The sequence below is a fragment of the Sphingomonas sp. UV9 genome (assembly GCF_004101245.1).
In the GTDB taxonomy this organism is placed as follows: Bacteria; Pseudomonadota; Alphaproteobacteria; order Sphingomonadales; family Sphingomonadaceae; genus Sphingomonas.
Window position 1 is genome coordinate 541,796 of sequence record NZ_SCIN01000002.1, and the last position, 14,999, is coordinate 556,794.

11 protein-coding genes are annotated in these 14,999 nt (G+C 66.5%); 6 read left to right on the top strand and 5 right to left on the bottom strand.

Features of this window, described 5'->3' with window-relative positions:
- Positions 1-23: 23 nt before the first annotated feature.
- The 5 genes from EQZ23_RS08865 to EQZ23_RS08885 all read left to right on the top strand — a co-directional run bounded on the left by EQZ23_RS08865 (position 24) and on the right by EQZ23_RS08885 (position 5,469).
- Positions 24-689, top strand: a complete 666-nt coding sequence (locus EQZ23_RS08865; RefSeq protein ID WP_128454084.1) for a pyrimidine 5'-nucleotidase — start codon at positions 24-26, stop codon at positions 687-689.
- Complete coding sequence (dapD, locus tag EQZ23_RS08870; RefSeq protein WP_128454085.1) at positions 686-1,504, top strand: 2,3,4,5-tetrahydropyridine-2,6-dicarboxylate N-succinyltransferase; 819 nt, start codon at positions 686-688, stop codon at positions 1,502-1,504. Before EQZ23_RS08865 ends, dapD begins: the two co-directional genes overlap by 4 nt.
- Positions 1,505-1,566: 62 nt before the next feature.
- A complete protein-coding gene (gene glpX / locus EQZ23_RS08875; protein WP_128454086.1) occupies positions 1,567-2,538 on the top strand; it encodes a class II fructose-bisphosphatase in 972 nt (323 codons plus the stop codon).
- A 247-nt stretch (positions 2,539-2,785) separates the two neighbouring features.
- Entirely contained in the window at positions 2,786-3,517 is a 732-nt protein-coding gene (locus EQZ23_RS08880; RefSeq protein WP_128454087.1) for a CPBP family intramembrane glutamic endopeptidase, read from the top strand.
- 53 nt (positions 3,518-3,570) lie between these two features.
- Complete coding sequence (locus EQZ23_RS08885; RefSeq protein ID WP_164913412.1) at positions 3,571-5,469, top strand: CocE/NonD family hydrolase; 1,899 nt, start codon at positions 3,571-3,573, stop codon at positions 5,467-5,469.
- Positions 5,470-5,602: 133 nt separating this feature from the next.
- Here the strand turns inward: EQZ23_RS08885 and EQZ23_RS08890 are convergent, their stop codons facing one another.
- The 5 genes from EQZ23_RS08890 to EQZ23_RS08915 all read right to left on the bottom strand — a co-directional run bounded on the left by EQZ23_RS08890 (position 5,603) and on the right by EQZ23_RS08915 (position 13,123).
- The gene (locus EQZ23_RS08890; RefSeq protein WP_128454088.1) at positions 5,603-6,394 is read right to left on the bottom strand and encodes an ABC transporter permease; all 792 of its coding nucleotides are present in this window, start codon (positions 6,392-6,394) and stop codon (positions 5,603-5,605) included.
- Entirely contained in the window at positions 6,391-7,320 is a 930-nt protein-coding gene (locus tag EQZ23_RS08895) for an ABC transporter ATP-binding protein (RefSeq protein ID WP_128454089.1), read from the bottom strand. Before EQZ23_RS08895 ends, EQZ23_RS08890 begins: the two co-directional genes overlap by 4 nt.
- Positions 7,321-7,578: 258 nt before the next feature.
- Positions 7,579-8,289 (bottom strand): DsbA family protein, encoded by a 711-nt coding sequence (locus tag EQZ23_RS08900; protein WP_128454090.1) that lies wholly within the window; start codon positions 8,287-8,289, stop codon positions 7,579-7,581.
- Positions 8,286-9,641, bottom strand: coding sequence for a M48 family metalloprotease (locus tag EQZ23_RS08905; protein WP_128454091.1), 1,356 nt, complete (start codon positions 9,639-9,641; stop codon positions 8,286-8,288). Before EQZ23_RS08905 ends, EQZ23_RS08900 begins: the two co-directional genes overlap by 4 nt.
- 554 nt (positions 9,642-10,195) lie before the next feature.
- Complete coding sequence (locus EQZ23_RS08915) at positions 10,196-13,123, bottom strand: Rne/Rng family ribonuclease (protein ID WP_240663435.1); 2,928 nt, start codon at positions 13,121-13,123, stop codon at positions 10,196-10,198.
- Positions 13,124-13,675: 552 nt separating this feature from the next.
- On the opposite strand from EQZ23_RS08915, the gene EQZ23_RS08920 reads away from it, so the two are divergent.
- Positions 13,676-14,914 (top strand): N-acetylmuramoyl-L-alanine amidase, encoded by a 1,239-nt coding sequence (locus EQZ23_RS08920; protein ID WP_240663437.1) that lies wholly within the window; start codon positions 13,676-13,678, stop codon positions 14,912-14,914.
- Positions 14,915-14,999: the final 85 nt, after the last annotated feature.

Here is a 14,999-nt window from a genome sequence, read left to right on the forward strand (position 1 = left end):
CGCGATGCCTAGAGGTTCGCGCCATGCTTGCCAGCCTAAACCATGTCCGCAACTGGATCTTCGATCTCGACAACACGCTGTACCCGGCGAGCGCGAACCTGTTCGCGCAGGTCGATGCGCGGATGACCGGGTTCATCCAGGATCTGCTGGGCCTCAACCATGACGAGGCGCGGCGCGTGCAGAAGGGGTATTTCCACAATCACGGCACGACGCTGTCGGGGCTGATGACCGAACATCACGTCGACCCCCACGCGTTCCTGGAGCATGTCCACGATATCGAGATGGATGTGCTGGAGCATGACGCGCCGCTGGTCGCGGCGATCGCGAAGCTGCCGGGGCGCAAGCTCGTCTTCACCAATGGCGACACGCCGTATGCGCTGAAGATCCTAGACCGTCTCGGGCTCAGCGAGAGCTTCGAGGCGATCCACGACATCCACGCGATGGACCTGATGCCGAAGCCGCATGCGTCGGCCTATGCAGGCTTCTGTTCGGCGTTCGATCTCGATCCCAGGGAGTCGCTGTTCGCCGACGACATGACGCGCAATCTCGCGCCCGCCAAGGCGATCGGCATGACAACCGTGTGGATCGACAACGGCTCCGAACAATCGCCCGACGCCGCGCGCGATCATATCGATTTCACCGTGCCCGTGCTCGCGCCGTGGCTCGAAACCATCCTGGAGACATCATGACCTTGCAGACCATCATCGACGCCGCCTGGGACGATCGCGCCAACCTCGGGCTCGACACCAAGGGCGAAGTGCGCGACGCCGTCGAGTCCGCGCTGGCGATGCTTGATGCGGGCACTGCGCGCGTTGCCGAGCCGATCGCTGATGGCTGGCAGGTCAACCAGTGGCTCAAGAAAGCCGTGTTGCTCTCGTTCCGGCTCAACGACAATGTCGTGATCGACGGCGGTTCGGCCGGCGCGCCGGCGTTCGACAAGGTGCCGTCGAAGTTCGCGGGCTGGGGCGATGCGGAGTTTCGTTCGGCGGGCATCCGCGTCGTGCCGGGTGCGGTCGCGCGCCGCGGCAGCTTCATCGCCAAGGGCGCGATCCTGATGCCGAGCTTCGTCAACATCGGCGCCTATGTCGGTGAAGGCACGATGGTCGACGCGTGGGCGACGGTCGGCAGTTGCGCGCAGATCGGCAAGAACGTCCATCTGTCGGGCGGCGCCGGAATCGGCGGCGTGCTCGAGCCGCTCCAGGCCGACCCCGTCATCATCGGCGACGGCGCGTTCATCGGCGCACGCGCCGAAGTTGCCGAGGGCGTTCGCGTCGGCGAGGGCGCGGTGCTTTCGATGGGCGTGTACCTCGGCGCATCGACCAAGATCATCGACCGCGCGACCGGCGAAGTCTTCAAGGGCGAAGTGCCGCCCTATGCGGTGGTCGTGCCGGGCTCGATCGGCGGCGGAGACGGCAAGCCTGCGCTGTATTGCGCCGTAATCGTCAAACGGGTCGACGCACAAACCCGCTCCAAGACCAGCATCAACGACCTGCTCAGGGACTGATCGGGTCGACAATCGGACGGCCCCTGCCTATCCGGGGCGAACCATTTTCGAGGAGAAATATTTTGACCGCTGCCGCCAGCCAGGTTCTCGACCGCGTTCTCGTCCTCGAAATGGTCCGCGTGACCGAGGCGGCGGCGATCGCTGCCTCCACGCTCGTCGGGCGCGGTGACGAGAAGGCGGCGGATGCGGCCGCGGTCGAGGCGATGCGCGAGGCGCTCAACTCGCTGTACATGGACGGCACCGTCGTGATCGGCGAGGGCGAGCGCGACGAGGCGCCGATGCTGTTCATCGGCGAGAAGGTCGGCTCGGCGATCGGCAAGGGCCCGAAGATCGACATCGCGCTCGACCCTTTGGAAGGTACGACGATCTGCGCGACCGCAGGGCCGAACAGCCTCGCCGTGCTGGCGATCGCCGAAGAGGGCGGCCTGCTCAACGCGCCCGACGTCTACATGGACAAGATCGCGGTCGGGCCGGGCTATCCCGAGGGGATCATTGATCTCGACAAGACGCCGACCGAGAACATCAACGCCGTCGCCGCCGCCAAGGGTGTGCCGGCGCGCGACCTGATCGTGTGCGTACTCGATCGCCCGCGTCACGAGAAGCTGATCGCCGAACTGCGCGCGGTCGGCTGCGGGATCATGCTGATCGGTGACGGCGACGTCGCCGGCGTGATCGCGACGTCCGATCCCGATACCACGATCGACGTGTACATGGGCTCCGGCGGCGCGCCCGAGGGCGTGCTGGCCTGCGCTGCGCTGCGTTGCGTGGGGGGGCAGTTCAAGGGCCGGTTGCTGTTCCGCAACGACGACGAGCGCGGGCGTGCGGCGAAGTGGGGGATCACCGATCTCGACAAGCAATACGACCTGTCCGAGCTGGCGAAGGGCGACTGCATCTTCGCGGCGACGGGCGTGACCGACGGATCGCTGCTGGCGGGCGTGAAGCGGAAGAAGGGCAAGATGACCACCGAGAGCGTCGTGATGCGCGCGTCGTCGGGGACGGTGCGCTGGGTCAAGGGCGAGCATCGGACGGATTGATTTGGCCGGCTGGCGTATGGATGTCGCCAGCTGGCACCACCCCGGCGAAGGCCGGGGCCCAATTGGGAAACGTTGCTAACCGAGTACGGCGCTTCGTTACGCCGAACTTTCCAATTGGGCCCCGGCCTCCGCCGGGGTGGTATTCAGGACAGGCGTCAGCGCTACCCAAAAGAGTGTTTCCCCGCGGAGGCGGGGACCCAGACTGGGCTCCCGCCTTCGCGGGAGAACAAGGAAAGGAGGTGTTCGTGTGATCCTTCCGAACGCCCTCCTTCTTGCCAGCCTCATGGCGTTGCTCTGGTTTCTCAAGGGCGACCTCCTCGGCTACCGCCGCATCAAGCGTCTCCCCGACACCGCCTCGCGCCAGAAGACCTACCGCCTCTGGATCGCCAAGGCCGGGCTCGCCTTCGTCCTGCCGGCGGTGATAGGGCTGGCGCTGCTGGGTCGGCTCGATGCCCTCGTCACCATACCACCCGAGTTCGACGCGATCCGCGGGCTCCTGCCGAGCCTCGCCGGTGATAGCCGCGCGGAGATGCTCGGCCTGATCGGTGGCAGCGCGCTTGGCGGGCTGGTCATCGGCGCGGTGCTGGCGACGCGACGCAACTGGCGAATCCTCAAGACGATCGGCAATGTCGGATCGCTCCTCCCGCGCAATCGGCCGGAGATCGCGCACGCCGCCGCCATGGCGATTGCGGCCGGCGTATCCGAAGAAATCGCCTTCCGCTTGTTCCTGCCGCTGCTGATCGCGCTCATAACCGGCAACGCCTTCGTCGCGTTCGGCGTGGCGATCGCGGTGTTCGGCGCGATGCACCGCTATCAGGGGCGGGTAGGCGTGATCGCCACGTCGCTGGTCGGCGCGCTGATGGCGGCGATCTACCTGATGACCGGCGAGCTGTGGCTGGCGATGCTCCTCCACGCGCTGATCGATCTCAACTCGCTGGCGCTGCGACCGGCGCTGACCGGAGCGTGGCGCGCGGCTTGACTTCGCGAGCGCAGGTTCGTCCAATCGTCGCACGGTTTACTAAGGGAAAGTCCATGTCGCGCCACGCCCTCCTGCTTGCACTCGCGATCCCGGCCGCGATCCCGGCCGCGATCACCGCCGCGGTCCCCGGCGCGATCAACGCCGCGGTGCCCGGGGCCATCGCCGCGCAGACAGGTATGCAGGCCGCACCGCAGTCTCCGTTCACCTATCAGGAGGTGATGGTGCCGATGCGCGACGGGGCGAAGTTGCAGACCACCATCATGCGACCGCGCGGGATGACCGGGCCGCTGCCGATCCTGCTCCAGCGTACGCCGTACGGCGTGCCGGACGCGCCGTTCCCCAGCGCAGACCGCCTCGGTCCGCTGATGAAGGACGGCTATGTCTTCGTCTTCCAGTCGATGCGCGGGCGGTTCAAGTCGGACGGCGTCTTCACGCTGTCGACCGCGGTGCATCCCGGCGATCCGAAGGCGGTCGACGAGGCGACGGATGCGTACGACACGGTCGGCTGGTTGGTGAAGAACATCCCCGCGAACAACGGCAAGGTCGGAATGTGGGGCGTGTCCTACCCCGGTTTCGCCGCCGCCGTCGCGCTCGCGCATCCGCATCCCGCACTGAAGGCGGTTTCCCCGCAGGCGGCGTGGATCGATTACTGGCAGTCGGACGACCTCCACCGCAACGGCGCGCTGCGGCTGAGCTATGCGACCGATTGGGTGTCGTCGCTGCAACTCGATAAGACCAGGAATTCCGACTTCGCGTATCCGAGCGATACGTACGACTATTTCCTGAAGGCGGGCTCGGCCGAGGCGATCGACCGCAACGTCTTCAAGGGGCGCGTACCGATGTTCACCGCGCTGCTCGATCACCCCAATCACGACAGTTTCTACACGTCCCAGCGCTGGACCGACACGCTCGGCAAGACGACCGTGCCGACGCTCAACGTGGCGGGGTTCTGGGATCAGGAGGATCCGTGGGGGTCGTGGCAGATCTATGCCCGGCAGAAGCGCAACGATCCGGACAATCTCGCGCAGATGGTCGCGGGGCCGTGGCGGCATGGCGGGTGGCAGGGCATTGCGGATCATCTCGGGCCGATCCCGCTCGGTACGGCGAGCGGCACGCAGTTCCAGGAGCAGATCCAGGCGCCGTTCTTCGCCTATTGGCTGCACGGCAAGGGCGCGCGGCCCGACTTCGCGGCCAAGATGTTCCAGTCGGGCTCGAACGTCTGGAAGACCTACGCGGCGTGGCCGCCGACCGGGGCGAAGCCGACCGACTTGTATCTCCACGCGGATGGCAGCCTGTCGTTCACCGCACCGGCGGCTGGCGAAGGATGCCGCGATTACGTATCCGATCCCGCGAACCCGGTGCCGTTCCGCCGGCGACCGATGTCGGCGACCTATGCGAGTCCGGATTGGTCGTGGTGGGAGTCGGACGATCAGCGCTTCGTCGATCACCGGCCCGACGTGCTCGGCTATGTGTCGGAGCCTTTGACCAGCGACCTCACCGTGACCGGCGCACTGTCGGCGACGTTGCAGGCGTCGACGAGCGGTACGGACAGCGATTTCGTGGTGAAGCTGATCGACGTGCTGCCTGACGATACCGAGACCTTCGACAAGTCTCAGGCGAAGCCCGGCGACTATGCGAAGACGCTCAACGGGTATCAGCTGCCGATCGCGATGGAGGTACGGCGCGGACGCTTCCTGGCGAGCGACACCGCGCCGCAGCCGCTGGTACCGGGGAAGGTCGTGGCGTGGGACGTGCCGCTGCGCGATCACGATCATGTGTTCAAGACGGGGCACCGGGTCATGGTGCAGGTCCAGTCGACGTGGTTCCCGATGATCGACCGAAACCCGCAATCGTTCGTCGCGAACATAGCGCGGGCGAAACCGGGGGATTACGTGAAGGCGACGCAGAGGGTTTGCGCGGGTTCGCGAATTACGTTGCCGGTCATGCGGTAGGGGGTGCAAGATACACCACTCCGGCGAAGGCCGGGGCCCAATTGGGGGACGCCGATAATCAGGGATAGCGCTTAGTTACCGCGGCCTTACCAATTGGGCCCCGGCCTTCGCCGGGGTGGTGACTGCTGCGCCCTTAGTTCTTCATCCGCCAGCCGGTCTTGAAGATCGCGGCGATGATCGCGAGGCACAGGATCAGGAAGCCGGCGGTCACCGCCAGGCTTACCCCGACCGCGACGTCACCTTGCCCGAAGAAGCTCCAGCGGAAGCCGCTGATCAGATACACGACCGGGTTGAACAGGCTGAGCGTGCGCCACGGTTCGGGCAGCATGTCGATCGAGTAGAACGCGCCGCCTAGGAAGGTCAGCGGCGTGATCAGCAGCGCCGGCACGAAGTTCAGTTGCTCGAAGCCATCCGCCCAGACGCCGATGATGAAGCCGAACAGGCTGAACGTCACCGCGGTCAGGATCAGGAATGCGATCATCGCCATCGGATGTTCGATCCCGAGCGGCACGAAGAACGCCGCGGTCGCCAGGATGATGAGGCCGATGATCACCGACTTGGTGGTCGCCGCGCCGACATACCCGATCACCATCTCCATCGCCGATACGGGCGCGGAGAGCAGCTCGTAGACCGTGCCGGTGAATTTCGGGAAGTAGATTCCGATCGACGCGTTCGAGATGCTCTGCGTCAGCAGCGACAGCATGATCAGGCCGGGGACGATGAAGCTGCCGTAATCGACGCCGCCGACCTGTTGCATGCGGCTGCCGATCGCGCCGCCGAAGACGATGAAATACAGCGACGTGGTGAGCACGGGGGTGACGAGGCTCTGCCACAAAGTGCGCAGGCCCCGCGCCATTTCGAAGCGATAGATCGCCCAGATGCCGTGCCAGTTCAGGAACGGCGTCGTGATGGGGGACGTGGTCATGCGCGCTCTCCGACGAGATCGACGAAGATGTCTTCGAGGCTCGATTTGCTGGTTTCGAGATCCTTGAAGCCGATCCCGAGATCGCCGAGCTTGCGCAATAAAGACGGTATGCCGGTATGATCGGCCTGCGCGTCGAACACATAGCGCAGGCGCTTGCCCTCGTCCTGTAGCGACAGGTCCCAGTCCGCGAGCTCCGGCGGGATCGTCGTCATCGGATCCTGCAGCGCAATGTCCAGTTCGCGCTTGCCGAGCTTCTTCATCAGCGAGGACTTGTCGTCGACCAGCAGCAGCTTGCCCTTGTCGATGACGCCGACGCGGTCGGCCATCTCCTCGGCCTCCTCGATATAATGCGTCGTCAGGATGATCGTCGTGCCGCCTTCGCGCAGGCGGTGGACGAGCTTCCACATGTCGCGGCGCAGCGCGACGTCGACCCCCGCGGTGGGCTCGTCGAGAAACAGGATTTCGGGTTCGTGGCTCAGCGCCTTGGCGATCAGCACGCGGCGTTTCATCCCGCCCGACAGCTCGCGGATCTTCGCGTGACGCTTGTCCCAGAGCGAGAGGTCGCGCAGCACCTGTTCGATATAGTCGCTATGACCGGAGCGCCCGAACAGGCGGCGGCTGAAGGTGACGGTGGCGAGCACCGTCTCGAACATGTCGACGTTCAGTTCCTGCGGCACCAGGCCGATGCGGCTGCGCGCCTGCTTGTAGTCGTGGATCGCATCGAAGCCGGCGACGGTGATGGTCCCCGCGCTGGGCGTGACGATGCCGCAGATGATGCTGATGAGCGTGGTCTTGCCGGCGCCGTTGGGGCCGAGAAGCGCGAAGATCTCACCCTTCTTGATAGCGAGGTCGACGGGATGGAGCGCGGTTGTCCCGCTCTTGTAGGTTTTGGTGACGCCCGCGACGGACAGGATCGGTTCGGTCATAGGCACCCCTTTTTCGTGAGCCGGATGTGGGGTGCGGGGGGCAGGAATGATAGGTCTCCTGCTCCTTCTTGTTCTCCCGCGAAGGCGGGAGCCCAGGCTGGGTCCCCGCCTTCGCGGGGAAACAAGGGGGGTGAGGATGGCATCGATAGGGGGGCACCTCATTCCCGTCATTCTGGGCTTGACCCAGGATCCAGAGCCATACGCGCTCCGGTCGTGGCGCTGGGTCCTGACTTTCGTCAGGATGACGGAGTGGGTGGGTCAGCCCGCCCGCGCGGCAGCTACCGCTTTTTGCAGGTCCTCCAGCGGCAGCGCGCCCGACAGGACTCGGTCGCCGACGACCCAGCTGGGGGTGCCGGTCATGCCCAGCTTGGCAGCGGTCTCCATGTTCTTGGCGATCTCGGCGTCGGCGGTCTTGCTGAAGCCCGCTTGGTTGATATCGACTCCGGCCTTGCTCGCTGCGGCGGCGATCGTCGCGTCGCTGACCTGTCCGCCCGCGTAGAGCGCGTCGTGGAATGCGCCGAACTTGCCCTGTTGCGCCGCCGCCAGGCTCGCGCGCGCGGCGATGCGGCTCTCGGCGCTGAGGATCGGGAGTTCGCGGAAGACGACGCGGACCTTGGGATCGCTGGCGATCAGCTTGGCGATCATCGGCAGGCTCGCTCGGCAATATCCGCAATTATAGTCGAAATACTCGACCAGCGTCACGTCGCCCTTGGGGTTGCCGGCCCAGGCGCTGCCGAACGGCGTGACGATCGCGTCGCGATTGGCGGTAACGGTCTTGCCGGACTCGCGGTCGCGCAGTTTCTCCATCGCCTCCGGCAGGATCTCGGGATGCGAGAGGACGTAATCGTGGACGATCGACTCGACCTGCGCGCGCTCGACGGCACCGCCTTTGCGATCAAAACCCCAGACCGCGAGGCCTCCGATGACGGCGCTCGCGACGGCGATTGCCGGAAATGTGAACTTGCTCATTTGCGGCGCTTATACTGCTTGGGATTATCGTCCATCTCGTTCTGCGCGGCCATCGCGATATCCTGTGCGCGAATCCAGTCGGTCGTGTTCGCGGGGATGTTCGCCAGTGCATATTGCGCGCTCGCCGACGCGGTCCGCATGTCGCCGCCCATGCTGGCGCGCTCGGCGGTCGCGAGTGCGGCGCGCGCGGTGTCGCCGGTCAGTTCGTAGACGGTGCCGAGCTGCATCCAGGCGAACGGGTTCTGGTCGTCGCGGCCGACGGCGGTACGCAACACCTTGGTCGCTTCGGGGTAGTTCGCCTTGTTCTCGGTCGCGATCAGCGCGTGGCCGAAGGTCGTGGCGATCAGCGGGTTGTTGCGAGATCCCTCGGTCGCCTCGCGCAGCGGCACGAGCGCGTCGGTCGGCTTGCCGGCCTCGAGCAGGATCTGCCCCTTGATCTCGAGGAAATAGGGGTCGGTCGGCTCGGCCCTCACTAGCGCGTTAGCCTCGGCGTCGGCTTTGTCGGGGTAGCCGGCCTTGTGATAGGCATAGGCGCGGGCATAGTGCGCGTAGATCGTCTGGTCGCCCGGCGGATAGGCCTTGAGCGTCTGGTCCGCGGGCATGACGTAGCCGGCGAGCTTCGCCTTCACGCGGCGGAAGCGTTCCTCCAGCGCCGCGTCGGGCTTGTTGGCCCAGGCGGGCGAGGCTTGCAGATCGGCGGTGAGAGTCGCGACGCGCTCACCCGAGAGAGGGTGCGACTGCATGAACGGATCGATATTGGCGGTGCCATAGCGATATTCCTGCTGCTGCAGTTTCTTGAAGAAGCTGAGCATGCCGCGGCCGGAGATGTTCGATTGGCGGAGAAATTTCGCGGCGGTCGCGTCGGCGGTGGATTCCTGGACGCGGCTGAACGAGAGGTAGCTGCCCATCGCCGCCTGCTGGCCCGCGGCCATGATGCCGGCACCCGCCTCGCCGCTGCCGGCCGCCATCGCGGCGAGGCCCAGCACCATCGATAGCAGGTACATGCCCATCGCCGGCTTGGTGCCGCGATCGGCAAGGACGACGTGGCCGTCGGCGATGTGGCCGAGTTCGTGCGCGATGACGCCCTGGACTTCGTTGGCGTTGTCGGCGGCCTGGATGAGGCCTGAGTGGACGTAGACGATCTGCCCGCCGGCGACGAAGGCGTTGATCGACTCGTCGTTGATGAGGACGACCTTGACGTCCCGCGTCGACAGCCCGGCGGCCTTGACGAGCGGGTTCGACATCTCGGCGAACATCGACTCGGTCTCTGCGTCGCGGAGAATCGACTGGGCTTGCGCGGGTTGCGCCCAGAGCAGGAGGGCGGTGGTCGCGGCGGCTACGAAGCGCTTCATATTGCGCGGTATCGTCGATTGGGGGCGGGGGGGCAACCGTCGTGCGGCGGGGTGCGGTGGAGTGAGGTATGGGCGTGACCCAAGACCGTCATCCCGACGAAAGCCGGGATCTCGCTGTTTGGCGGGTGCCCCGAGCCCCGTGGGAGACCCCAGCGTTCGCTGGGCGACGGGTTATGTTGCGGCAACGGTTTTCCGGCCAGCGATACTCTTGGCACCACTCCGGCGGAGGCCGGGGTCCAGCTGGGCGACGTTGCTGATTGAGGGCAGCTCGTCGTTACTACGATCTTTCCAACTGGGCCCCGGCCTCCGCCGGGGTGGTGGCCTCCGCCGGGGTGTGGGCTTGGTTGGTGTGATGCGCTTGGTCGGTGTGGTGGGGGGATTGCCCATTTCTGATCCGCCCGGCCTTCTTGTTCTCCCGCGAAGGCGGGAGCCCAGTCTGGGTCCCCGCCTTCGCGGGGAAACAATCTTGCTTATTGGATATGCTCTCCCCCCTCAAAACGAAAACGGGCGCGGCCTTTCGGTCGCGCCCGTTCACTGGTGGTGTGCCTCCGGCGTTAGCCGAAGGTGCGCTGCCACCAGCCGCGGCGGGGGGCGCCGTCGGGGTCGTCGTTGCTGTCCGAGGTCTGCAGGTCCTGCGGCTGGACCTCGACCTGTGGCGGCGTCGTCTCGATCGGCGCAGCGAGCGCATCGCTGGTCGGTGCTGCATCGCCGGCCTCGACCACGGCTGCTTTCCGCGGGCGACCGCGCGGCTTGGCGACCTTGGCGGGTGCTTCCTCGACGGGTGCCTTCTCCGCGACCGGAGCCTCCACCGCGGCATCGCTCGCCTTGCGACGCGCGCGCTTGGGCTTTGGTGCCGAGGCTTCGATGGTCTCGGCGGGGGTCGCGTTCACCTCCTCCATCGTCGCGTCGGCAACCGCAGCGCGGCGGCGACGGCCGCCCTTGGGGGCTGCTTCGGCAACCACCGGCTCAGCCGCAACCGGCTCGGCGACAACCGGCTCCGGTGCGACCGGCGCTTCCACCTCGGCTTCGACCGCGCGTGGCTTGCGACCACGACGCGACTTCGGCGCTGCCTCGGAGACCGCCTCGGCGATATTCGTCGCAGCGGCCGCAGCGCGGGCACGCGGACGACGACGCAGCTTCGGCGCATCAGCAACCGCAGGGGTGGCAACTGCCGGGGCGGGCGCTTCGTCGAAGTCCGGCTCGGCATAGGTCGACTCGACCGGCTCGTACGGCTCCGGCTCGGGCGCCTCGGCGATCAGCTGGGCATCGTCGATGCTGCTGACGGCGACGCCGGTATCGGACCCATTGCCCTGCTCGTTGCGGCGACCGCCACGACGACCGCGACGGCCGCGACGACGACGGCCTTCGCCATCCGCGCCGTTGGCCGGCTCGGCTGCTGTCGCGCCTTCGACCACACCGCCAACTTCGACGATGTCGCCCTCGACCTCGTCGATTTCCTCGACGTTGGTGTCCGACTCCTCGAACGAACCGTCCTCATTGGTGCCTTCGACCGCACCCTCTTCACCGGGACGTGCGCGACCGCGACGCCCACGGCGACGGCGGCGCTTCTTGCCGCCTTCACCGTCGGCTTCGCGAGCCTCACGCGGCGCGCCCTGTTCGCGGCCACCCTGGCGACGCGGCTGTTCGGCCTCGGCCTCCTCAACCTCGTCCTCTTCGATCTCGTCTTCGATCTCCTCGGGGAGGTCGTCCTCGTCTTCCTCGATGATCTGGACGAACTTGGGCGGGTGCGCGGGCGGCGGGCCGCTGGCCTCGACCGTCATGTGCGCACCCTCTTCGTCCTGGCCGGGGATGATCTCGACGATCACGCCGTAGCGATCCTCGATCTCCGAGATGTCGGCCCGCTTGCGGTTGAGGATGTAGACCGCGGCCTCCTGGCTCGCGCGCAGCGTCAGCAGAGAACCGCGACCGCGCGCGGCCTCGTCCTCGATGAGACGCAGCGCGGAGATACCCGACGACGACGCGGTGCGGACCAGCCCGGTGCCTTCGCAATGCGGGCAAGGGCGCGTCGACGCTTCGAGCACGCCGGTGCGCAGCCGCTGGCGGCTCATTTCCATCAGGCCGAACGACGATATGCGGCCGATCTGGATGCGCGCGCGATCGTTCTTCAGCGCCTCCTTCATTGCCTTCTCGACCTTACGGACGTTGGAATTGTTATCCATGTCGATGAAGTCGATGACGACGAGCCCGGCCATGTCGCGCAGACGCAGCTGGCGGCCGATTTCCTGTGCGGCCTCGAGGTTGGTCGCGGTCGCGGTCTGCTCGATCGAATGCTCGCGCGTCGAGCGGCCCGAGTTGATGTCGATCGAGACGAGCGCCTCGGTCGGGTTGATGACCAGATAGCCGCCCGACTTCAGCTGGACGACGGGATGGTACATCGCCGACAGCTGATCCTCGACGCCGGCGCGCTGGAACAGCGGCACGGGATCGGCGTAATGCTTGATGCGACGCGCGTGCGTCGGCATCAGCAGGCGCATGAACTCGCGCGCCTGGCGATAGCCGTCCTCGCCCTCGACGATGACCTCTTCGATTTCCTTGTTGTAGATGTCGCGGATCGCGCGCTTGATCAGGTCGCTGTCGCCGTAAACGAGCGCGGGCGCCGACGCCTGCAGCGTGGCCTCGCGGATACCGTCCCAGAGCCGTGCGAGGTAATCGAAGTCGCGCTTGATCTCGACCTTCGAGCGCTGGAGCCCGGCGGTGCGGACGATGCAGCCCATCGAGGGCGGCAGCTGCATGTCGGCCATGATCGACTTCAGGCGCTTGCGATCGCCGGCGTTGCTGATCTTGCGCGAAATGCCGCCGCCGTGGCTCGTGTTGGGCATCAGCACGCAGTAGCGGCCGGCGAGCGACAGATACGTGGTCAGCGCCGCGCCCTTGTTGCCGCGCTCCTCCTTGACGACCTGGACGAGCAGCACCTGGCGGCGATGGATCACGTCCTGGATCTTGTAGCGGCGGCGCAGATTCATGCGACGTTCGCGCAGGTCCTCGACCGCGGCATCGTCGCTGCTCGACTTGCGCTTGCGGCGCGGGGCGTCGCCCGCTTCGCCGCCTTCGAGTTCCTCGGCGACGTCGGGATCTACCCCGCCATCGTCCTCGAAGCGCTCGATATCGTCCTCGTCGTCACCCTCGTCTTCGTCCGCGTCATAGTCGGCGCGCAGGGCTGCCTCCTCGGCGGCATGCTCGGCTTCTTCGCGGAGCAGCGCGTCGCGGTCTTCCTTGGGGATCTGGTAGTAATCGGGGTGGATTTCGCTGAACGCGAGAAAGCCGTGGCGATTGCCGCCGTAATCGATGAACGCCGCCTGGAGCGACGGCTCGACCCGCGTGACCTTGGCGAGGTAGATATTGCCTTTCAGCTGCTTGCGTTCGGCACTCTCGAAATCGAATTCCTCGATCCGGTTACCTTTGACGACGGCGATCCGGGTTTCTTCCCGGTGGCGTGCGTCGATCAGCATACGCGTTGTCATAATAGATTCTCCGCGCGCGCGCCGGGCCTGTCGGCAGCCGTCGCGCGCTTAATGGTGGTGCGGTCGGGCACGGACGCCCGGACTCGCGGATGGTGTGCGAAACTGCCTCTGCTCGACGTGCATGTCGCGGGAACTCTCCCTGCGGCGCCCGCACGACCGCGGGTCCGTCGGCGAAAGCCGGTCGGAGTGCGGGGCGGGGGGAATGCGTCATTCGAGCGTCAACCTGAAGTGCCGCGCCGGCGAAGGATCCGCTGGCGGGCGTGGAGACCAGCGCGTCGCTGGTGAAAATCCAGGCGACACACGGCTATACGACAGGACTAGCACTGCATACCCGATCTCGCAATGCGCCACATAATGTCGGCAAACCGCCCGCAAACGCGCGCACTTCGGCCCGAAACGAGGGCGGCGAGGCGCGAAATTGCCGGGTCGGCAACGCCTTGCCGGCAAATCTATGGCAAACGGCAAATTAACCGCACCCTGCAACGCGCTCTTGGGACGTGGGGGCTTACCTATCGCTGCAGTGATCGGATGTATCGATCGAAGGGGTGTAGCATGGCTTTTCGCTGGACCGGCGGCAGTTCCGCACGGCATGGACGCGGGATGTTCGCGGTAATCGCCCTCATGGCCGGCTGGCTGACGAGCGTCCCCGCCTGGGCGGCGACCGTGCAGAGCGTGTCGATCAAGGGCGGGCAGGTCGTCATCCGCTTCGACGAAGCGGTCGGCAATGCCGCCAGCCAAATTCTGACCGGGCCACAGCAGATCGCGGTGGACGTGTCGGGCCTCACGCCGGGGCGCGATTTCGCGGGGCGCGGCGTGGTGACCAGCGTGACGCAGGTGCGCCGCGACACGGGTGCCCGGATCGTGTTCGATCTGGCCGCGCCGGCGATCGTCACCGATGGCGGGTTCGACTCCGAAGGTCGCGAGCTCACGCTGGCGCTGCGCAAGGTCGACGACACCCAGTTCGTGCAGGCGGGGATTGCCGGGCCGCTCAACTTTTTCCCGTTCACGTTCGGAGCGAGTGCAAAGCCGAAATACAAGGTGTCGATCGCGGTACCGCCCAAGGCGCGGGGGATGAAACTGCCGCGCGTGCAGGGTGACGACACGCGGCCGCTGGTGGTGATCGATGCGGGGCATGGCGGCGTCGATCCGGGCGCGATCGGGCCGAACGGGCTGCGCGAGAAGGACGTGACGCTGAAGGTCGCGCGCGCCATTCGCGACGAGCTGCTCGCATCCGGGCGCGTGCGCGTGGCGCTGACGCGGGACGACGACCGGTATCTGGTGCTGCGCGAGCGCTACGGCGTGGCGCGGCGACTGAAGGGCGATTTGTTCATCTCGATCCACTGCGACAGCACCGGCTCGGAATTTGCCACCGGCGCGACTGCGTACACGCTGTCCGAGGTGGCGTCGGACAAGGAGGCCGCTCGGCTTGCCGCGCGCGAGAACAAGGCAGACGTGATCTCCGGCGTGAACCTCGGGGAGGCGCCCGCGGACGTGTCGTCGATCCTGATCGACCTGACGCAGCGCGAGACGATGAACGCCTCGGCGACGTTCGCGCGGCTGCTCGGGCGCGAGGCGAAATCGTTGATGCCGCTCAAGGCGAACTTCCACCGGATGGCGTCGCTGATGGTCCTGAAGGCGCCGGACATGCCGTCGATCCTGTTCGAGACGGGGTATATCTCGAACCCGCAGGACGCGGCATTCCTCGACAGCGCCGATGGTCGGAACCGGATCGCGGAAAGCGTGACTCGCGCGGTCGAAGTGCATTTCGCGCGGCGGATGGCGGCGCGGTAGGGGCGGGTTGGTTCGCGGGCTCGCGGACAACTATGGGAAAAGCGCTGTTCTCTCCCCCCCGTCACCCCGGACTTGTTCCGGGGGC